Source organism: Pseudomonas sp. GW101-3H06, assembly GCF_059424605.1.
The window spans coordinates 3,972,826-3,988,054 of the sequence record NZ_JBWKZO010000001.1 but is presented as its reverse complement, the minus strand read 5'-3'; the positions used below and the strand labels follow the sequence as shown (position 1 = coordinate 3,988,054).

Genomic DNA, 15,229 nt, shown 5'->3' with positions numbered 1-15,229 from the left:
CGATGGTCGCAATCTAGGATCTGCTCAACGGTCACCTGACCACTGAACTGATGAGGATTTGAATCATGAGCTTGAAAGACAAACTGCCCGGCGCACTGGGTTTCGGCACTGCACCGCTGGGCAATATGTTCCGCGCCATTGCTGAAGAAGAAGCGCAAGCCACCGTGCATGCCGCCTGGGAGGCCGGCGTGCGTTACTTCGACACCGCGCCGTTCTACGGTTCGGGCCTGTCGGAAATTCGCCTCGGCCAGGCACTGTCGCGCTACAACCGCGACGACTATGTACTGAGCAGCAAGGTCGGCCGGGTGATTCTCGACGAAGTCGAAGACGCCTCCGCCCGCGATCTGGGCGAAAAGAGTGGGGTGTTCGAACACGGCCGCCCGAACAAGATCGTCAACGACTACAGCGCCGACGCGACCATGCGTTCGATCGAAGACAGCCTCAAGCGTCTGCAAACCGATCGCCTGGACATCGTCTGGGTGCATGACATCGCCCAGGACTTCTACGGCGATCAATGGCTGGAATACTTCAATCAGGCGCGCACCGGTGCCTTCAAAGTCCTGACCCGCTTGCGTGAAGAGGGCGTGATCAAGGGCTGGGGCCTGGGCGTGAACAAGGTCGAGCCGTGCGAGCTGACCCTGGACCTGAGCGAAGCGCAGCCGGACGGGTTTCTGCTGGCCGGTCGCTACACGCTGCTCGATCACGACCGTGCCTTGCAGCGCCTGATGGACGCGGCGCTGGCGCAAAACGTCGAGATTGTGGTCGGCGGCCCGTACAGCTCGGGCATCCTCGCCGGTGGCGCACACTTCGAATACCAGAAGGCCAGCCCGGCGATCATCGCCAAAGTCGAACACATCAAACGCATCGCGGCTGCCCATGGTGTCGATATCAAAGCTGCTGCCTTGCAATTTTCCCTGGCTAACCCGGCGGTGGCGGCAGTGATTCCAGGTGCCAGCCGTCCCGATCGGATTGCCGAAGATGTCGCCGCTTTGTCGGCGGTGATTCCCGCAGCCTTCTGGCAGGCGTTGCGTGACGCGAAGCTGGTGTCTGAACGTGCCCCATTACCCATGATTGGAGCCTGAACATGAAAATCGATCTGAGTGGAAAACTGGCGATTGTCAGCGGCAGCACCGCCGGCATTGGCCTGGGCATCAGCAAGGCGCTGGCCGAATCCGGCGCCACCGTGGTGGTGATCGGCCGCGACACGGCCAAGGTCGAGCAGGCGTTGGCGAGCATCCGCCAGAGCGTGCCGGGTGCGCAGTTGCGAGGCTTGACCGCGGACCTGGGCACCGCCGAGGGGGCGGAAAAATTGTTCGCCGCCGAACCCCGCGCTGACGTTCTGGTAAACAACCTCGGGATCTACAACGATGTGGACTTCTTCGAGACCCCGGACAGCGAGTGGACACGCTTCTATGAAGTCAACGTGATCTCCGGTGTGCGCCTGGCCCGGCATTACGTGCCGGATATGGTCAAGCAGGGCTGGGGCCGGGTGATTTTCCTGTCTTCGGAGTCCGGCGTGGCGATCCCGGCCGAGATGATCAACTACGGTGTGACCAAAAGCGCCAACCTGGCGGTGTCCCATGGCCTGGCCAAACGCTTGGCGGGTACCGGGGTGACGGTCAATTCGATCCTGCCGGGCCCGACCCTTACCGACGGTGTGGAGGAGATGCTCAAGGAGGCCATCGCCGCCTCCGGTCGCAGCGTCCGGGAAGAAGCTGACGCTTTTGTGCGCAAGGCCCGGCCCAGTTCGATCATCCAGCGCGTGGCGGAGGTCGAGGAAGTGGCGAACCTGGTGGCTTACATCGCTTCGCCACTGTCCTCGGCCACCACAGGCGCAGCCCTGCGGGTCGACGGCGGCGTGGTCGACAGCCTGGCCATCTGAACCTTTTTGAATCCGGAGAATATTTTTCATGGCGACCACATCAGCATTCATCGACATTCCGGCCTCGGCCGATCAGGTCTGGCAATTGATCGGCGGTTTCAACTCGCTGCCGGACTGGCTGCCGTTCATTCCCAAGAGCGAACTCAGCGAAGGCGGGCGCGTGCGCAGCCTGCAAACGGCGGACGGCGGCGTGGTGATCGAGCGTCTGCAAGCGTTCGACAATGACGGCAAAACCTACAGCTATTCGATTTTGCAGGCACCGTTTCCGGCCACGGATTACCTGGCGACGATTCGTGTGGAAGCGCAGGGGCAGGGCGCCCGGGTGACCTGGTCCGGTCGGTTTGAACCGGTGGGCGTGAGTGACGAAGAAGTGGTGGCGTTGTTTAACGGGATTTATCAGGGTGGGCTTGAAGCTCTCCGGGCCAATTACCCAACCTGACCATCACCACCAATTCCCTGTGGGAGCGAGCAGGCTCGCTCCCACAGGTTTTGTGTCAGGCTTGGGGTATCAATCTCTCCCGACAATCCAGCACCAGCCGCGCCCCACCCAGTTCACTGCTACCCACCTCCAGCGTAAACCCATGCAGGCTGACAATCGCCGCGACGATCGACAGCCCCAACCCGAAACCGCTTTTCAGGTTGCCCGCCTCGGCGCGATAGAAACGCTGGAACACCGCCACCCGTTCAGACTCGGGAATGCCGGGGCCGGAATCGAGCACCTCGATGCGGGTATGCCCGTTCTCATCAATCCCACGCAAAATCACCTGGCCACCGGGCGGGGTGAATTTGATCGAATTACTCAACAAATTTGCCACTGCCTCAAACAGCAAGGCGCGATCGCCATTGAGAGGAGGTAACGATGCGGGCAGTTGCAGTTGAAACCTCAGGCCGTCGTCCTCAGCCAGCGGCAGATAGAACTCATGCAGTTCCTGCAGCAACGGCACCGGGTCCAGCTGCACGAAACCAGAGCGGCGCTGGCGATCCTCCAGTTCGGAAATCCGCAACAACCCGCGAAAGCGCGCCATCAACGTGTCGGCTTCGGCCAATACCAGGTCAAGCTGAGTCGCTTGCGCCGAGCCTTCGCCGGCCTGTTGTTGCATGCGGTAAAGCTGCGCGCGCAGGCGGGTCAGCGGGGTGCGCAGGTCATGGGCGATGTTGTCGCACACGCCTTTGACTTCATTCATCAACCGCTCAATGCGTTCGAGCATGGCGTTGACGATGGCGGCAAGCATGTCCAGTTCATCGCGGCGGTTGGACAGCGGCAAGCGCCGGGTCAGGTCGCCGGCGACGATGGCTTCGGCGCTGGCCTGAATCCCGCGAATGCGCTGCAGCGGCCGACGGCGAAGCAGGTGCCAGCCGACGATGCCTGGCACGATGGTCAACGTCACGCCCCAGAACAAGGCATGGAGAATGATCCGGGTCACGGCAAACAACGAACCGTTGTCCCGCACCAGGATCAGCCAGCGGCCATCTTTCGTCTGGGTCGCCACAGCGTCGCAGCTGTCGATGGGCAGGGTCGGGTCGTCGGATTCGGCGCAGTCGTTGAGCATGTGGATCTTGCCGTCCAGCGGCAGGTCCTTGGGGATGTGGCGCAGGGCGCCGCTGAGGTAACGATGCTCGGCATCGAACAGGCCATAGGCGTCGATGCCGCGAATATCGAAGGTCATGCTGACGGCGAGAGCGTCCGCCAGTTGCTCGCCCTGGAAGTGCGAAAACAGATGCTGACGTTGCATCAGCGAATGCTTGGCCAGGTTGTCCAGGTAAGCGGACACTTCGTAGTACATGACGCCCATGAGGATGCCGCTCCAGGCCACGAACAATGCACTGTAGAGCGCCAGCAGGCGACTGGTGGAAGAGCGCCAGCCTTTAGACGGGTTCGGCAATGACATAACCCGAGCCTCGCACGGTCCGAATCAGTGGAACATTGCCAGGTGGGTCGATCTTCTTGCGCAGGCGGCCGATGTGCACATCGATCAGGTTGGTGCCAGGATCGAAGTGATAACCCCAGACCTCTTCGAAAATCATCATCCGCGAGAGGATTTGCCCGGTGTTGCGCATCAGGAATTCCAGCAGCTTGTATTCGGTGGGCAGCAGCGTAAGCAGTTCGCCATTACGGCTGGCTTCGTGGCTGATCAGGTTCAGCTCCAGGTCCGCTACCCGCAGCGTGGTGGCCTGGGCGGTCACGGTGTTCTGCCGGCGCAGCAGGACTTCGACCCGGGCGGCCATCTCATCGGTGGCGAAGGGCTTGGTCAGGTAGTCGTCGCCCCCGGCGCGCAAGCCGCGCACACGTTCATCGACATCGGAAAGGGCGCTGATCATCAGGATAGGCGTGGCCACGCCCATGGTCCGCAGCGTGGTGACAATGGCCAGGCCATCGAGCTCGGGCAGCATGCGGTCGAGGGTGATCAGGTCATAGTGGCCGCTGACCGCACGTTCCAGCCCCTCGCGCCCGTTGTCGACCCAGTCGACGTCGAGGCCGTGGCTGCTCAGTTCGGCGACGATTTCCCGGGCGGTCACAGCGTCGTCTTCGATGGTCAAGATGCGGGTCATAAGGCTGGCCTGATTAGGTGTTCACAACGATAGGCGACATTTTGCCAAGAAATGTTCGCCAGCTTTCTAAATAAAACTTCATGGACCCGCCAATGCAGAAAACCCGTTGAGCGTGCCCGTTCGTTGCATATTGCAAGAGCCGGGGAAGTTCAATATTTATAACTGGCTGACATACAACGATTTATTCAAAGCCCGCGACTGGCACGGTGACTGCAACGTGTGATTACGACTAGTTGTAACACCATCTTTCTGCCTGGAGCGATACAACGATGAATAGATCCTCTGATGGTTTCTATCCTGCCCTGGATGAATCAAGCACGCTCTCTGGTGTGTCGTGGGCCGCGATCTTTGCCGGGGCCGCAGCGGCGGCGGCGTTGTCGCTGATTCTGGTGCTGCTGGGTTTTGGCCTCGGGTTTTCCGCGGTATCACCGTGGGCCAATGAAGGTATCAGCGCCAAGGGCCTGGGCATTACCACGATTGTCTGGCTGGCCTTCACACAAATCGTGGCCTCTGGGCTCGGTGGTTATATTGCCGGTCGGTTGCGGGTGAAGTGGGCCTACATGCACAGCGATGAAGTCTATTTCCGCGACACCGCCCACGGTTTTCTCGCCTGGTGTGTGGCGACGCTGGTGACGGCCACGCTGGTGGCGGGCTCTGTCAGCGGTATCGTCAGTGGTGGCGTACAGGCCGGGGCGCAGGTCGCCGGGGGTGCCGCCAGTGCCGCGACTCAAGTGGCCGGTACTGCGGCGGCCAATACCGACGGCGATCAGTACGGTTATTACATCGACAGCCTGTTGCGCGATGATCGTCCGGCCGCCGTCAGCGATGACGCGGTGCACGGGACCGTCACTCGTATCTTCGTTCGCTCCCTGGCCAACGATGGTCAACTGGCTGCTGAAGACCGTACCTACCTGGCACAACTGGTGGCGCAACGCACCAACCTGACCCAGGCGGATGCCGAGCGTCGTGTCGATGAAGTCTATGCCCGCACGCAAAAAGCTGTGGCCGACGCCAAGCTGGCCGCACAACAAGCTGCGGACACAGCCGCCAAGGTTGCCGCCATGACCACCCTGTGGATGTTTGTTGCGCTTCTGGCCGGTGCGTTCTTCGCCAGCCTTGCAGCCACATTCGGCGGTCGTCGTCGGGATGCCGTGGTGTATGTGGAAACCGACACCTACGTCACCACCCCACCTGTTCGTTAACCCAGGAGAATCATCATGCGTTCATTACTGCTGTTCTTTCTTGGCGTGCCGCTCCCGATCATCATTCTGATTGCGTTGTTCACATGAGTTGATATTTCCGGGGCTCGTGCCTCTGCCGCTTCTGCCTTTGAGAGAAGCGGCGTTTTTATGTTTGGGGCTGGCTTTTAGATGGATGCTGGCAGTCATTCTCTCTTCGCGAGCAGGCACCGCATATTTATCCGTCAATCGGCGTACTGACAAACACTTCAAGCCCCTCGGCGTACCCGGTGAACGCAGCGATCCTCGGAAACCGCTCAGTCGACACCTGATCCGGCACCACATAGTTGGTAAAGCTCCACGCCACCGCCAGGGTGATGCCCGCCTGATCAATCAAGCCATCGGTTTTCAACGGCTGTTTTTCCAGCTCCCGCTCAAGCGCGTCGTACGCTGCCGCCAACTGCCCCTCGACCCGTTCAACCCAGGGCGCATATTGAATTTGCTCCGGTCGCAAGTTGCGCTCGTAATAAAGCTGCACCGACTTTTCGCTGGCTGCCAACGCCAGGCCGATCAGGCGCAATGCACGCAGGCGTTGCTTGATGCCCGCGGGCATCAAACTGCGTTCCGGGCCAGCCAGTGCTTCCAGGTAATCGATGATCAGTGTGGAGTCCATCAACACATCACCGTCATCCAGCACCAGGGTGGGGGCCTTGACCACCGGGTTGATTTGCCGGAACTGTTCGAACGTTCTGAACACCGACACCGATTCGTGCTCCAGGGCGATGCCCAGGCGTTTGGCAGAAATGGCGACGCGTCGCACATAGGGCGAATCCAGCATGCCGATCAGCTTCATTTAACCGCTCCTTGGGTTTGCCATTTCGGAAGGTACAACCTTAGCCGAGCCTGCGCGGCATGCAAAAGGGGCCCTGTTGCTCGGCCGTTTGTCCTCTATATACCTCCGCGGGATGGAATTTCTTGCTATAAACGCACTCCGATATCCGCCTGGATGCCTGCCATAGCGCATTTTCGAGGCCTTGTCGGACAAATTCGCTGTCTTTTCAGTTGCTGAGGCCTCAAGTCGGCCTTAGACTGCCGCCCCTCGTAAATTGAGTGCCGGGTGGCGCTTGGAACAAACGGCGCCTTTCCGATGGCCTGCCCAGGTCCGCCGGAACGCTCCCTTATTCGCCTTAATGCACGTTTTTTTATAGAGATATCAATGACAAAGGACAAGTTGCTGGCCATGCCGGCGGATGACTACATGAATGCCGAGCAACATGCTTTTTTCTCCGAGCTGTTGCAGAACATGAAAGTCGAAACCCATGAGCGCATCGAACAGAACCGCATCGCCATCGAAAGCCTGGACACCCCGGCCGACCCGGCTGACGCGGCTTCCGTGGAAGAAGAGCGTACCTGGCTGGTTAACGCTATCGATCGCGACCAGCGCATGCTGCCTCAGTTGGAACAAGCCCTGGAACGTATCAAAGAAGACAGCTTCGGCTGGTGCGACGACAGCGGCGAGCCGATTGGCCTCAAGCGCCTGCTGATCAGCCCGACCACCAAGTACTGCATCGAAGCTCAAGAGCGTCACGAGCAGATCGACAAGCACCAGCGTCAGGCCTGATTCGTCAGCGCCCCCATCGCGGGCAAGCCAGCTCCCACAGGGTTCACAAGAGTCCTGTGGGAGCTGGCTTGCCCGCGATGTTTCTTGCCGCCTGCAAAAAGCCCCGTACTTCTATTGATCTGCTGCAATACCCGCGACTAAAGGCTTATGGATAATGGCTTTTTAGTGGCGCTTAATGCGAAGACAACAATTAGAAGATTTTTTGGGGTGACTACGATGACGAGAGACGGTTCTCTGGTGGCGGCAGTGCCTGCGCCTCTACTTTTTTTGCCAAAAAACCGCTGGCTGACACCGACGTTGCAAAGCATCGCCCTGATGCTGTTGCTGTGTGGCATGGCACTTGGCGGCTGGTCGCTTTACCTTGGCTTGCCAGTGGCCGTGTTGATTATCTGGCTGCCTCGCCTGCGCTCACGCGCAACGCCCGAATCCGTTCCTGCCGATACGTCCGGCGCCATCGCCGCGTTGACCCGCGATCTTTCCTACACCACCAGTCATAATGCGCTGTCCGCTGCCGGCGTGGCCTTTTCGGTCAAGCAACTGGCGGACAAGCTGCAATCGCAACTGGGTGCGGCAGCGCAAATCGTCGGCAACGCCGAAGTGATGATTGCCACCGAGCAGGCCACCTCGACCCTCAGTCGCGAGGCGCTGAGCGCTGCAAGTGAGGCGCATCGCAGCGGCGCGGCCGGGCGAAGCGAGTTGATCGAGTCGATTTCGCGAATGCACCGACTCAGCGAACGGGCCAATAGCAGCCGTGAACTGATCGAAGCCCTGAGTCTGCGCAGCGACGATATCCAACGCGTGACCCTGGTCATTCAGTCCATCGCCAGCCAGACCAATCTGTTGGCCCTGAACGCGGCGATCGAAGCGGCGCGGGCCGGGGAGCATGGGCGCGGTTTTGCGGTGGTGGCCGACGAGGTTCGTGGACTCGCCGCGCGCACGGCGACCGCGACCGGGGAGGTCGGTGAGATGGTGGCCGATATCCAGCAACGCACCGCGCAAGTGGTGGAGCAGATCCGCCAGCTGTCCAGCGACCTCGGCACCGGTGTCGAGCAGGTCGAGCACACCGGTCAGCATCTGGAAAACATCGCCCGCCTGGCGGCCAGCGTTGAAACCCAGGTCGGGGAAATCGCCCGCGGCGCCGAAACCAATCGCGAACAACTCGATAGCCTGTTTCACGCCATCGAACAGATGCGCAGTGACCTGGCCATCAGCGATCAACAAACCCGCCGCCTGGCCGAGGCGGCGGTGCAGATGGAGGGGCAGGCGGAAACCATCAGCGAACGACTGGCCGAAGTCGGGCTGGACGATTATCACCAGCGGATCTACGACCTGGCGCGCGAAGGTGCAAGTCAGATTGCGGCGCGTTTCGAAGCGGACATCGACGCAGGCCGTGTCAGCCTCGACGATTTGTTCGACCGTAATTACCAGGCGATCCCCGACACCAGCCCGGCCAAATACCAGACGCGTTTCGACCGCTACACCGATCAGGTCTTGCCGGCGATCCAGGAGCCGCTGCTGCCGCGTCATGAAGGCCTGGTGTTCGCGATTGCCTGCACTCAGCAGGGTTATGTGCCGACTCACAACAACGTCTTCAGCCAACCGCTGACCGGTGATGTGCAGGTCGATACGCTGCAAAACCGCACCAAACGAAAATTCGCCGACCGCACCGGGATTCGCTGTGGCAGTCATCAGCAGGCGGTGTTGTTGCAGACTTACACCCGGGACACCGGGGAACTGATGCATGATTTGTCAGTGCCGATTGTGGTCAGGGGGCGGCATTGGGGTGGGTTGCGGTTGGGGTATAAGCCGCAGACGGTTCGCTAGGTTTTGGATTTGGGTTGGTGTACATATCCGTTGCTTTGGTAACGGCGACTAATGGTTTCGCCCTTACGGCGAGTTACTTGGAAATCGGAACGCCGCCCGGCGCCAAGTAACCAAGCGCTTTCGCCCCTTTCGTTCGGTGCCGAGCCTGAGCGAGGCACCGAGTGGTGGGGCAAGAGCCTTTTGGTTACTTTTGGCTGGGCCGGCATTCCGGCTTTTCAAAATTGACCCGCTGTAAAAGCGGAACCCTAAGTGGCCGTTACCGCAGAAACGGATATTCACCCAACCCAACCCAACCCAACCCAATCCAGCCCCCAAAGATTGTTACGACTTCGACAACGGAGCTCTACAAAGTCGTCGCTGTTTCCCCGTCATCGAACTCATTACCCTACCTGCATAGTCAGGTTGCTAACGGAGTTCGAAGCGCAACATGCAAAGCAGAGTCGATGTCGCGGTGATGATTGGCAGCGGTGTGCCCGCCAGTTTGCGAGCCTTGGGCCAGAGCGTGTGCTGGGTGGTGTTGTTGAACGGAGAACGCCGGGGTACGGCGTTTTCCAGTCGCGATGAAGCGCAGGAGTGCAAGGCTGCCTGGTTGGCGCAATTGAACGCCGAAATCCCGGACAGCCTGCATTGAACCGGTAGGTCAGTGCACCTGGTGCATACGCAGGTTCAGATCGTCGACCACCCGCGCCCAGTCGGCGTCTTCACGCAATTGTTCTTTCAGGAAACCTGCCTGTTGCGGGGTCCAGAACTCGGCATCGATGAGCTTCTTGTCATCGGGCATGGGCGAGTGGCTGGCAATGAAATCGTCGATGGCTGTCTGGGTGGAATCCAGGCCGAGCTGGTCGAACAAACCTTTCAAGTCGTGGGTCGGTGATTCCATTTTCATCTCCTTGCAGGGGCGAAGAGGGTTCGAGGTCTGAGCAACGGCTCCATTACTTCTGAGGGAGCCACGCTTCAGGAGTTCGAAAACTATATTCAAACGCAGGAGAGAGCATAGACCGCAAAACCGGGTGTCAGGCTTTCAATGCGCCGGCATCGACAGCCGCCTTGAGCGCCTTGGCGGACTCCTGGGCGGCGAGGGCCGCGATCTCCGTGGACTTGAACCAGCGGTCTTTTTCGACCTGGTGATAGCTCACGGTTTTCAGCGGTGGCTTGGCGCGCATGACAATCACGGCCTGGAACTCGCCGTCGACTTCTCTGGCTTCGCCCCGGATAAAAAACTCGCCGATATCAAATTCCGTCACTTTGCGGCCTTCCGTTGGAAATATATTGTTGTGTTCAACGACGCCCCAGGGTGACGGGGCGCTATTGATTGGTCGGGCAGTATGGCAGCAGTTGCGGGCCGGCGGCTGAGTTAAGTCACCGGCATGACGAAACGTCTCTATGAGGAAGCGAGGCGCGTCGTGTCAAATACGTGACTCGAGCGAGCGGGCGAGGGCGCAAGCTTCGTTATGATTGGCGCGGAAACCTCTTACATGCCCCGTGGAAATTTCTTTGATATGGAAGAAGGCATTGCCAGCCAATATCACTTGAAACCTCGGAAAGACGGGGCATCGGGATTGAGGTTCAGCGTGTGCCAACCCTTGCGAACGGGAAATCGATGGAGCTACCAAGGAATGATCGAAGTGAGTCAACGTGCACATAGGAAGTCCTTTTCGTTGTTTTACCGACGTATGTACGTCGTTATGGGTAGTCTCGGCGAGCATGGCTGCTCTAGAATCACCTTCACTGGTGGGTGATCTGTGTTTATCTAAAGCAATTTTTGCTTGGCGATATGTCGGAAAAGTGCTTTTTTTTTGAGAGTTTTTTCCCTGAAGTTGATAGTCCGTATTTCTCTGGCCGTACAAAGGGCGTTTTCCTTCAACCTTTGACGAATGTCAGGCAGGACGAGGCGAGCGGCGTCCAGTAGTCTGCTCAAGCCTCCGGTTGGATGAGCTCTCTGCTCATTCAGGATCTCGACCCGGGTTTATCTGGCTTCACCCTCGGCATTGCCGCTTTTTTCGGCTGTGCGCATTTCAAGCGTGCGGCATCATTTACAGATGTGGGGATGGTTCCTTGGCAGTAAGTAATCTCGATATGCATGCTTTGTTCGTGTTGGGTGATTTGCGCGCAAAGCTGGTTAAACAGTTTCAGTCACGTTTCGTTTACATCACCGAACAGAACGCCGAAGGCATCTACGTCGCCGAAATCGACACCGACTCGGCGCTGGTGGTGGACGACAAGCCGGGGCTCAAACTCAAGGTCGGCGACCATTTCAGCGCCTCGGTCCTGCCGAGTCGCGAAGGTGGCAAGCTGGAAATCAAATTCCGCGAAATCAAACTGACGGTCTACGGCCTGGGCGACTACGCCTTTGTGACCACCGCCGATGGTCAGGCGGTGATATTCAAGGAAGGTCACAGCGTGGTGACGGTGTTCGCCACCCACCAGCAATTGCAGGAAGGCCTGACCAAGACGCTCAAGGCCGTGACCGCCAAGGCCGCCAAGTGGCGCAAAGGCGAACTGGTAACGTTCAAGGCCAGCGAGTGATGAGCCTGCCCCGCGCCGACTTCCACCAGCAGAATCAGGCCAGTGCCCAAGCCGAAGCCCTGAGGCTGTTCGAGCGCAAGCCTGTTCTGCAGGGAGCCTGGCTGAATTGGGTGGCCTCACAGCTCTATGCATTGCGTCCGGCGGAGTACGCCAGCATGGTCAGACGAGAACTGGTGCTTTTGCAGGAAAATTCCGAAAATTAATCCGAGCCCCTCGAAAGCAGGAACCTCTACTACAGTCAATTGACTGAAGTTTCAGAGGCTTTGCGGTCTTCTGCCTGGCCATCCTGCGATTGCTGTGAATAGCACGAGGTGCAAAAGCATGAAAGGTTTTCGACGGTTGCTGGCTGCGGTCCTGGCCACTTGCGGATTGTTGGCGTCACCCGTTCCGGTGCTGGCCGCCCAGGCGCCGATCCATTTTGCTGATCTGAACTGGGAAAGCGGCAGCCTGATCACCGATATCCTGCGGATCATTGTCGAGAAGGGCTACGGCCTGCCCACCGACACGTTGCCAGGCACCACCATCACCCTGGAAACCGCCCTGGCCAACAATGACATTCAGGTCATTGGCGAGGAGTGGGCCGGGCGCAGTCCCGTGTGGGTCAAGGCCGAAGCCGAAGGCAAGGTGGCCAGTCTGGGCGATACGGTCAAGGGCGCCACCGAAGGCTGGTGGGTGCCGGAATACGTGATCAAGGGCGACCCGGCCAAGGGTATCAAACCGATGGCGCCGGATCTGCGCAGCGTCAGCGATCTGCCCAAATACAAGGACGTGTTCAAGGACCCGGAAACGCCGAACAAGGGACGCTTCCTCAACAGCCCCATTGGCTGGACCTCGGAAGTGGTCAACAAACAGAAGCTCAAGGCGTACGGTCTGGATGACAGTTACGTGAACTTCCGCAGCGGTTCGGGGGCGGCGCTGGATGCCGAGATCAGTTCGTCGATCCGCCGGGGCAAGCCGGTGCTGTTCTATTACTGGTCGCCCACGCCGTTGCTCGGCCGCTTCAAGCTGATTCAGCTGGAAGAGCCACCCTTCGACGGCGAAGCCTGGAAAACCCTGACCGACGCCGACAACCCGAACCCCAAACCCACCCGTTCGCTGCCTTCGAAACTGTCCATCGGTGTGTCCACACCGTTCCAGAAGCAGTATCCGCAGATTGCCGAGTTCTTCGCCAAGGTCGACTTTCCCATCGATCCCTTGAACAAGGCCCTGGCGGATATGAGCGAAAAACACACCCCGCCGCGTCAGGCGGCGCAGGAGTTCATGAAGAAGCATCCGGATGTGTGGAAGGCCTGGGTGCCCAAGGATGTGGCGGACAAGGTGTCTGCTGAGTTGAAGTGATGGGGTGAATTCGAAGCCGCCTTCGCGAGCAGGCTCGCTCCCACAGGGGATATGTGGCGTTCACAGATCACCTGTGGGAGCGGGCTTGCTCGCGAAGCTTCTGCTTTTAAAACCGCGTCTGCACCGCCAGCTCAAAAGTCCGCGGCGTACCCAAATAGTACGCCGGCGATACATGGGCAAACTCGGCATACACCTCGTTGGTCAGGTTGCGCACCCGACCGGTAACGGTGGTGTGTCGATCAACCTTGTAGCTCAGAAACGAACCGAACAGCGTGTACGACGGCACGGTCATGGTGTTGGCGCTGTCGGCAAACACCGACGCCACGTAGCGTGCATCGACACCCCCTTGCCATTGCGGCGCGAAGTCATAGGTCAACCACAGATTGCCCACCCGGTCCGGCACGTTGGTCGGCGTGTTGCCCTTGCGTGAAACCACCACGCCGGCCGAATTCTTTTCAGTGAATTCGTCGTATTGGGCATCGACCCAGGCGAAGTTGCCTTCGACCAACAGCTTGTCGGTGACCCGCAGTGAGCTGGCCACTTCGATGCCATTGGAGGTTTGCTGACCTACCGGTATGCTCAAGGTCGGGTCCAGCGGGTCCGCCACCGCGAAGTCCTTGCGCTCGATCGTATAGGCCGCCACCGTCGCTGCACCGCGACCGTCCAGATAATCGAACTTGCTGCCGATCTCCCACTGCTTGCCCGTGGACACGTCAAAGTCTTGCGTGCCATTGGGCTGTTCGGCGGCAGTGCTGTATTGCGCGTAGACATTCGCCGAAGGCAGGATCTGATAAGTCAGGCCGACCCGCCCGGTCACCGGCTCCCAGCTGCGCTTGAGGTGCCGTGGATTGCTCGCGGTCACGACGCGATGGTTGGTCACGTCCAGGTCGATGTCGTCGTAGCGCAGGCCGGTGAGCAACGACAGCTTGTCGGTGAGCACCAGGCGATTCTCGACAAACAAGGCTTTGGTGGTGACCTCGTTGGTCTTGTCGCTGATGAAACCCTGATGAGTGCCGGGAATGTCGTAGAAGTGACCTGGCTCATAGTTATCTGGATCGACAGTGCTGGCGCCTTTGACGTTCAGGGGTGAGTTGGTGGTCTGGTTGACCTTGTATTCGAAACCGCCGGACCAGGTGGTCGCCAGCCCCAGCAGCGTGTTGTCGTGACGCAGTTCGAACTGGTTGCCGTTCTGCTCGCCCTGATGTCGCACCTGATACGCCGTGGAGCGGTTCACCACGCTGTTGTCGGCGCTGTACTGATAGGTCTCCAGGTTGCGGTAATCGCGCTGGCTGTCGAGGTGGTAAAGCATGTTACGCAAGGTGGTGCTGTCGTTGATCCGGTAGTCGATGATCGAGCGTACCCAGATCGTCCGTTGCTCGTAGCGGCCGTCCTCGACGTTGTAGTTGTTGAAGCGGTTGTGTTTGTCGATTTTCAGCTCACCGGCCTTGGGGTTGAGCACTGGCGTGCCCCAGTAGGGACTGTCTTCGTGCTCGTCCTGGTATTCCAGGGCCAGGGTGTGGGACAGGTTCGGCGTCAGGTCGCTGAGCAGCGAGAACGCCACGCTCCAGGCATCGCGCTCCTGGCGGTCGATGTAGCCGTTGCCGGTGTTGTGACTGACGTCGAGGCGGGCATAGTGCTGCACGTCCGCGTCGGCCTCGCTGAGTGCGTGGTTCAGGCCCAAGGCGGTTTCTGTGGTGTCGTAGGTGCCGTAGCTGACCCGGCCTTCCAACGCCTGCTCTTCATGGGTCGCCAGTTTGGTCACGTAATTGAGCGAGCCGCCCACGGAGCCGGCCCCATTGATCAGCGACGATGGACCGCCAACCAGTTCCACCCGGTCATAAATCCACGCATCCACCGGCCGGGCGAGACCGCCGGACACATTGACGCCGTTGAACATCTGGGTGATCTGACTGCTGGTGAAGCCCCGGTACGAGACGAAGCCGCCGAAGCCCGGCGGTGCGCTGGCATTCACGCCGGGCAGGGTATTGGCGGCGTCCTGGAAGTTCTGTGCGCCGTGGCGCTCGATGTCGTTGCGGTTGGCGATGGCCACCGAGGCCGGGGTTTCCCGCACGCTCAAACCCAGGCGCGAGGCCATGCCACTGGACTGGTCAATGTTGAGGCCGGGCGCGGCGTTTTGATCGCCATCAATGGTGATGGGGGCGAGTTCGACCGTGGATTGCGCCCAGGCATTAACGGACAGGCAGCCGAACAGGCTCGCCAGCAAAGGGCTGGTAACGAAAGAAAAACGTGTCATCGATGAATCCTGAATGCTCGGTTAGCAAGCAGCGCACACGCAAACGCCTCGCGTTG

General features: G+C 59.6%; 17 protein-coding genes. 10 read left to right on the top strand and 7 right to left on the bottom strand.

Going from position 1 to position 15,229, the window contains the following annotated elements; translation table 11 throughout:
* Positions 1-65 precede the first annotated feature (65 nt).
* The 3 genes from AC07ZE_RS18215 to AC07ZE_RS18205 are packed head-to-tail and all read left to right on the top strand — an operon-like array spanning position 66 to position 2,321.
* Entirely contained in the window at positions 66-1,082 is a 1,017-nt protein-coding gene (locus tag AC07ZE_RS18215) for an aldo/keto reductase (protein WP_207266059.1), read from the top strand.
* A gap of 2 nt (positions 1,083-1,084) precedes the next feature.
* Entirely contained in the window at positions 1,085-1,882 is a 798-nt protein-coding gene (locus tag AC07ZE_RS18210) for an SDR family NAD(P)-dependent oxidoreductase (protein ID WP_207266058.1), read from the top strand.
* A gap of 28 nt (positions 1,883-1,910) precedes the next feature.
* The gene (locus tag AC07ZE_RS18205) at positions 1,911-2,321 is read left to right on the top strand and encodes an SRPBCC family protein (protein WP_207266057.1); all 411 of its coding nucleotides are present in this window, start codon (positions 1,911-1,913) and stop codon (positions 2,319-2,321) included.
* Between the two features lie 55 nt (positions 2,322-2,376).
* Here AC07ZE_RS18205 and AC07ZE_RS18200 read toward each other — a convergent pair whose 3' ends face one another.
* Positions 2,377-3,771 (bottom strand): sensor histidine kinase, encoded by a 1,395-nt coding sequence (locus tag AC07ZE_RS18200; protein WP_207266056.1) that lies wholly within the window; start codon positions 3,769-3,771, stop codon positions 2,377-2,379.
* The gene (locus tag AC07ZE_RS18195; protein WP_137806849.1) at positions 3,749-4,432 is read right to left on the bottom strand and encodes a response regulator transcription factor; all 684 of its coding nucleotides are present in this window, start codon (positions 4,430-4,432) and stop codon (positions 3,749-3,751) included. Before AC07ZE_RS18195 ends, AC07ZE_RS18200 begins: the two co-directional genes overlap by 23 nt.
* Before the next feature lie 269 nt (positions 4,433-4,701).
* Between AC07ZE_RS18195 and AC07ZE_RS18190 the strand changes: the two genes are divergently transcribed.
* Positions 4,702-5,634, top strand: coding sequence for a hypothetical protein (locus AC07ZE_RS18190; protein WP_207266055.1), 933 nt, complete (start codon positions 4,702-4,704; stop codon positions 5,632-5,634).
* A gap of 214 nt (positions 5,635-5,848) precedes the next feature.
* Here AC07ZE_RS18190 and AC07ZE_RS18185 read toward each other — a convergent pair whose 3' ends face one another.
* Positions 5,849-6,463, bottom strand: a complete 615-nt coding sequence (locus AC07ZE_RS18185; protein WP_207266054.1) for a glutathione S-transferase — start codon at positions 6,461-6,463, stop codon at positions 5,849-5,851.
* A gap of 363 nt (positions 6,464-6,826) precedes the next feature.
* On the opposite strand from AC07ZE_RS18185, the gene AC07ZE_RS18180 reads away from it, so the two are divergent.
* The 3 genes from AC07ZE_RS18180 to AC07ZE_RS18170 all read left to right on the top strand — a co-directional run bounded on the left by AC07ZE_RS18180 (position 6,827) and on the right by AC07ZE_RS18170 (position 9,686).
* A complete protein-coding gene (locus AC07ZE_RS18180) occupies positions 6,827-7,231 on the top strand; it encodes a TraR/DksA family transcriptional regulator (RefSeq protein ID WP_007935965.1) in 405 nt (134 codons plus the stop codon).
* A 147-nt stretch (positions 7,232-7,378) separates the two neighbouring features.
* Complete coding sequence (locus AC07ZE_RS18175) at positions 7,379-9,055, top strand: methyl-accepting chemotaxis protein (RefSeq protein ID WP_404940872.1); 1,677 nt, start codon at positions 7,379-7,381, stop codon at positions 9,053-9,055.
* A 427-nt stretch (positions 9,056-9,482) separates the two neighbouring features.
* Entirely contained in the window at positions 9,483-9,686 is a 204-nt protein-coding gene (locus AC07ZE_RS18170; protein ID WP_207266052.1) for a hypothetical protein, read from the top strand.
* 9 nt (positions 9,687-9,695) lie between these two features.
* Here AC07ZE_RS18170 and AC07ZE_RS18165 read toward each other — a convergent pair whose 3' ends face one another.
* From AC07ZE_RS18165 to AC07ZE_RS18155, 3 genes are all read right to left on the bottom strand, one after another.
* On the bottom strand, positions 9,696-9,935 hold the full coding sequence (locus AC07ZE_RS18165) for a DUF2789 domain-containing protein (RefSeq protein ID WP_095196017.1): 240 nt from the start codon (positions 9,933-9,935) through the stop codon (positions 9,696-9,698).
* A 133-nt stretch (positions 9,936-10,068) separates the two neighbouring features.
* The gene (locus tag AC07ZE_RS18160) at positions 10,069-10,299 is read right to left on the bottom strand and encodes a hypothetical protein (protein ID WP_207266051.1); all 231 of its coding nucleotides are present in this window, start codon (positions 10,297-10,299) and stop codon (positions 10,069-10,071) included.
* Between the two features lie 162 nt (positions 10,300-10,461).
* Entirely contained in the window at positions 10,462-10,698 is a 237-nt protein-coding gene (locus tag AC07ZE_RS18155; RefSeq protein WP_259332037.1) for a hypothetical protein, read from the bottom strand.
* Between the two features lie 433 nt (positions 10,699-11,131).
* Here AC07ZE_RS18155 and AC07ZE_RS18150 point away from each other — a divergent pair, with 433 nt between their 5' ends.
* From AC07ZE_RS18150 to AC07ZE_RS18140, 3 genes are all read left to right on the top strand, one after another.
* Complete coding sequence (locus AC07ZE_RS18150; RefSeq protein ID WP_207266050.1) at positions 11,132-11,581, top strand: hypothetical protein; 450 nt, start codon at positions 11,132-11,134, stop codon at positions 11,579-11,581.
* Positions 11,581-11,784, top strand: coding sequence for a hypothetical protein (locus tag AC07ZE_RS18145; RefSeq protein ID WP_207266049.1), 204 nt, complete (start codon positions 11,581-11,583; stop codon positions 11,782-11,784). Before AC07ZE_RS18150 ends, AC07ZE_RS18145 begins: the two co-directional genes overlap by 1 nt.
* A gap of 118 nt (positions 11,785-11,902) precedes the next feature.
* Positions 11,903-12,919: an ABC transporter substrate-binding protein gene (locus AC07ZE_RS18140; RefSeq protein ID WP_207266048.1), complete on the top strand. Its 1,017-nt coding sequence runs from the start codon at positions 11,903-11,905 to the stop codon at positions 12,917-12,919.
* A 106-nt stretch (positions 12,920-13,025) separates the two neighbouring features.
* On the opposite strand, the gene AC07ZE_RS18135 is transcribed toward AC07ZE_RS18140, so the two are convergent.
* Complete coding sequence (locus tag AC07ZE_RS18135; protein ID WP_207266047.1) at positions 13,026-15,173, bottom strand: TonB-dependent receptor; 2,148 nt, start codon at positions 15,171-15,173, stop codon at positions 13,026-13,028.
* Positions 15,174-15,229 lie beyond the last annotated feature (56 nt).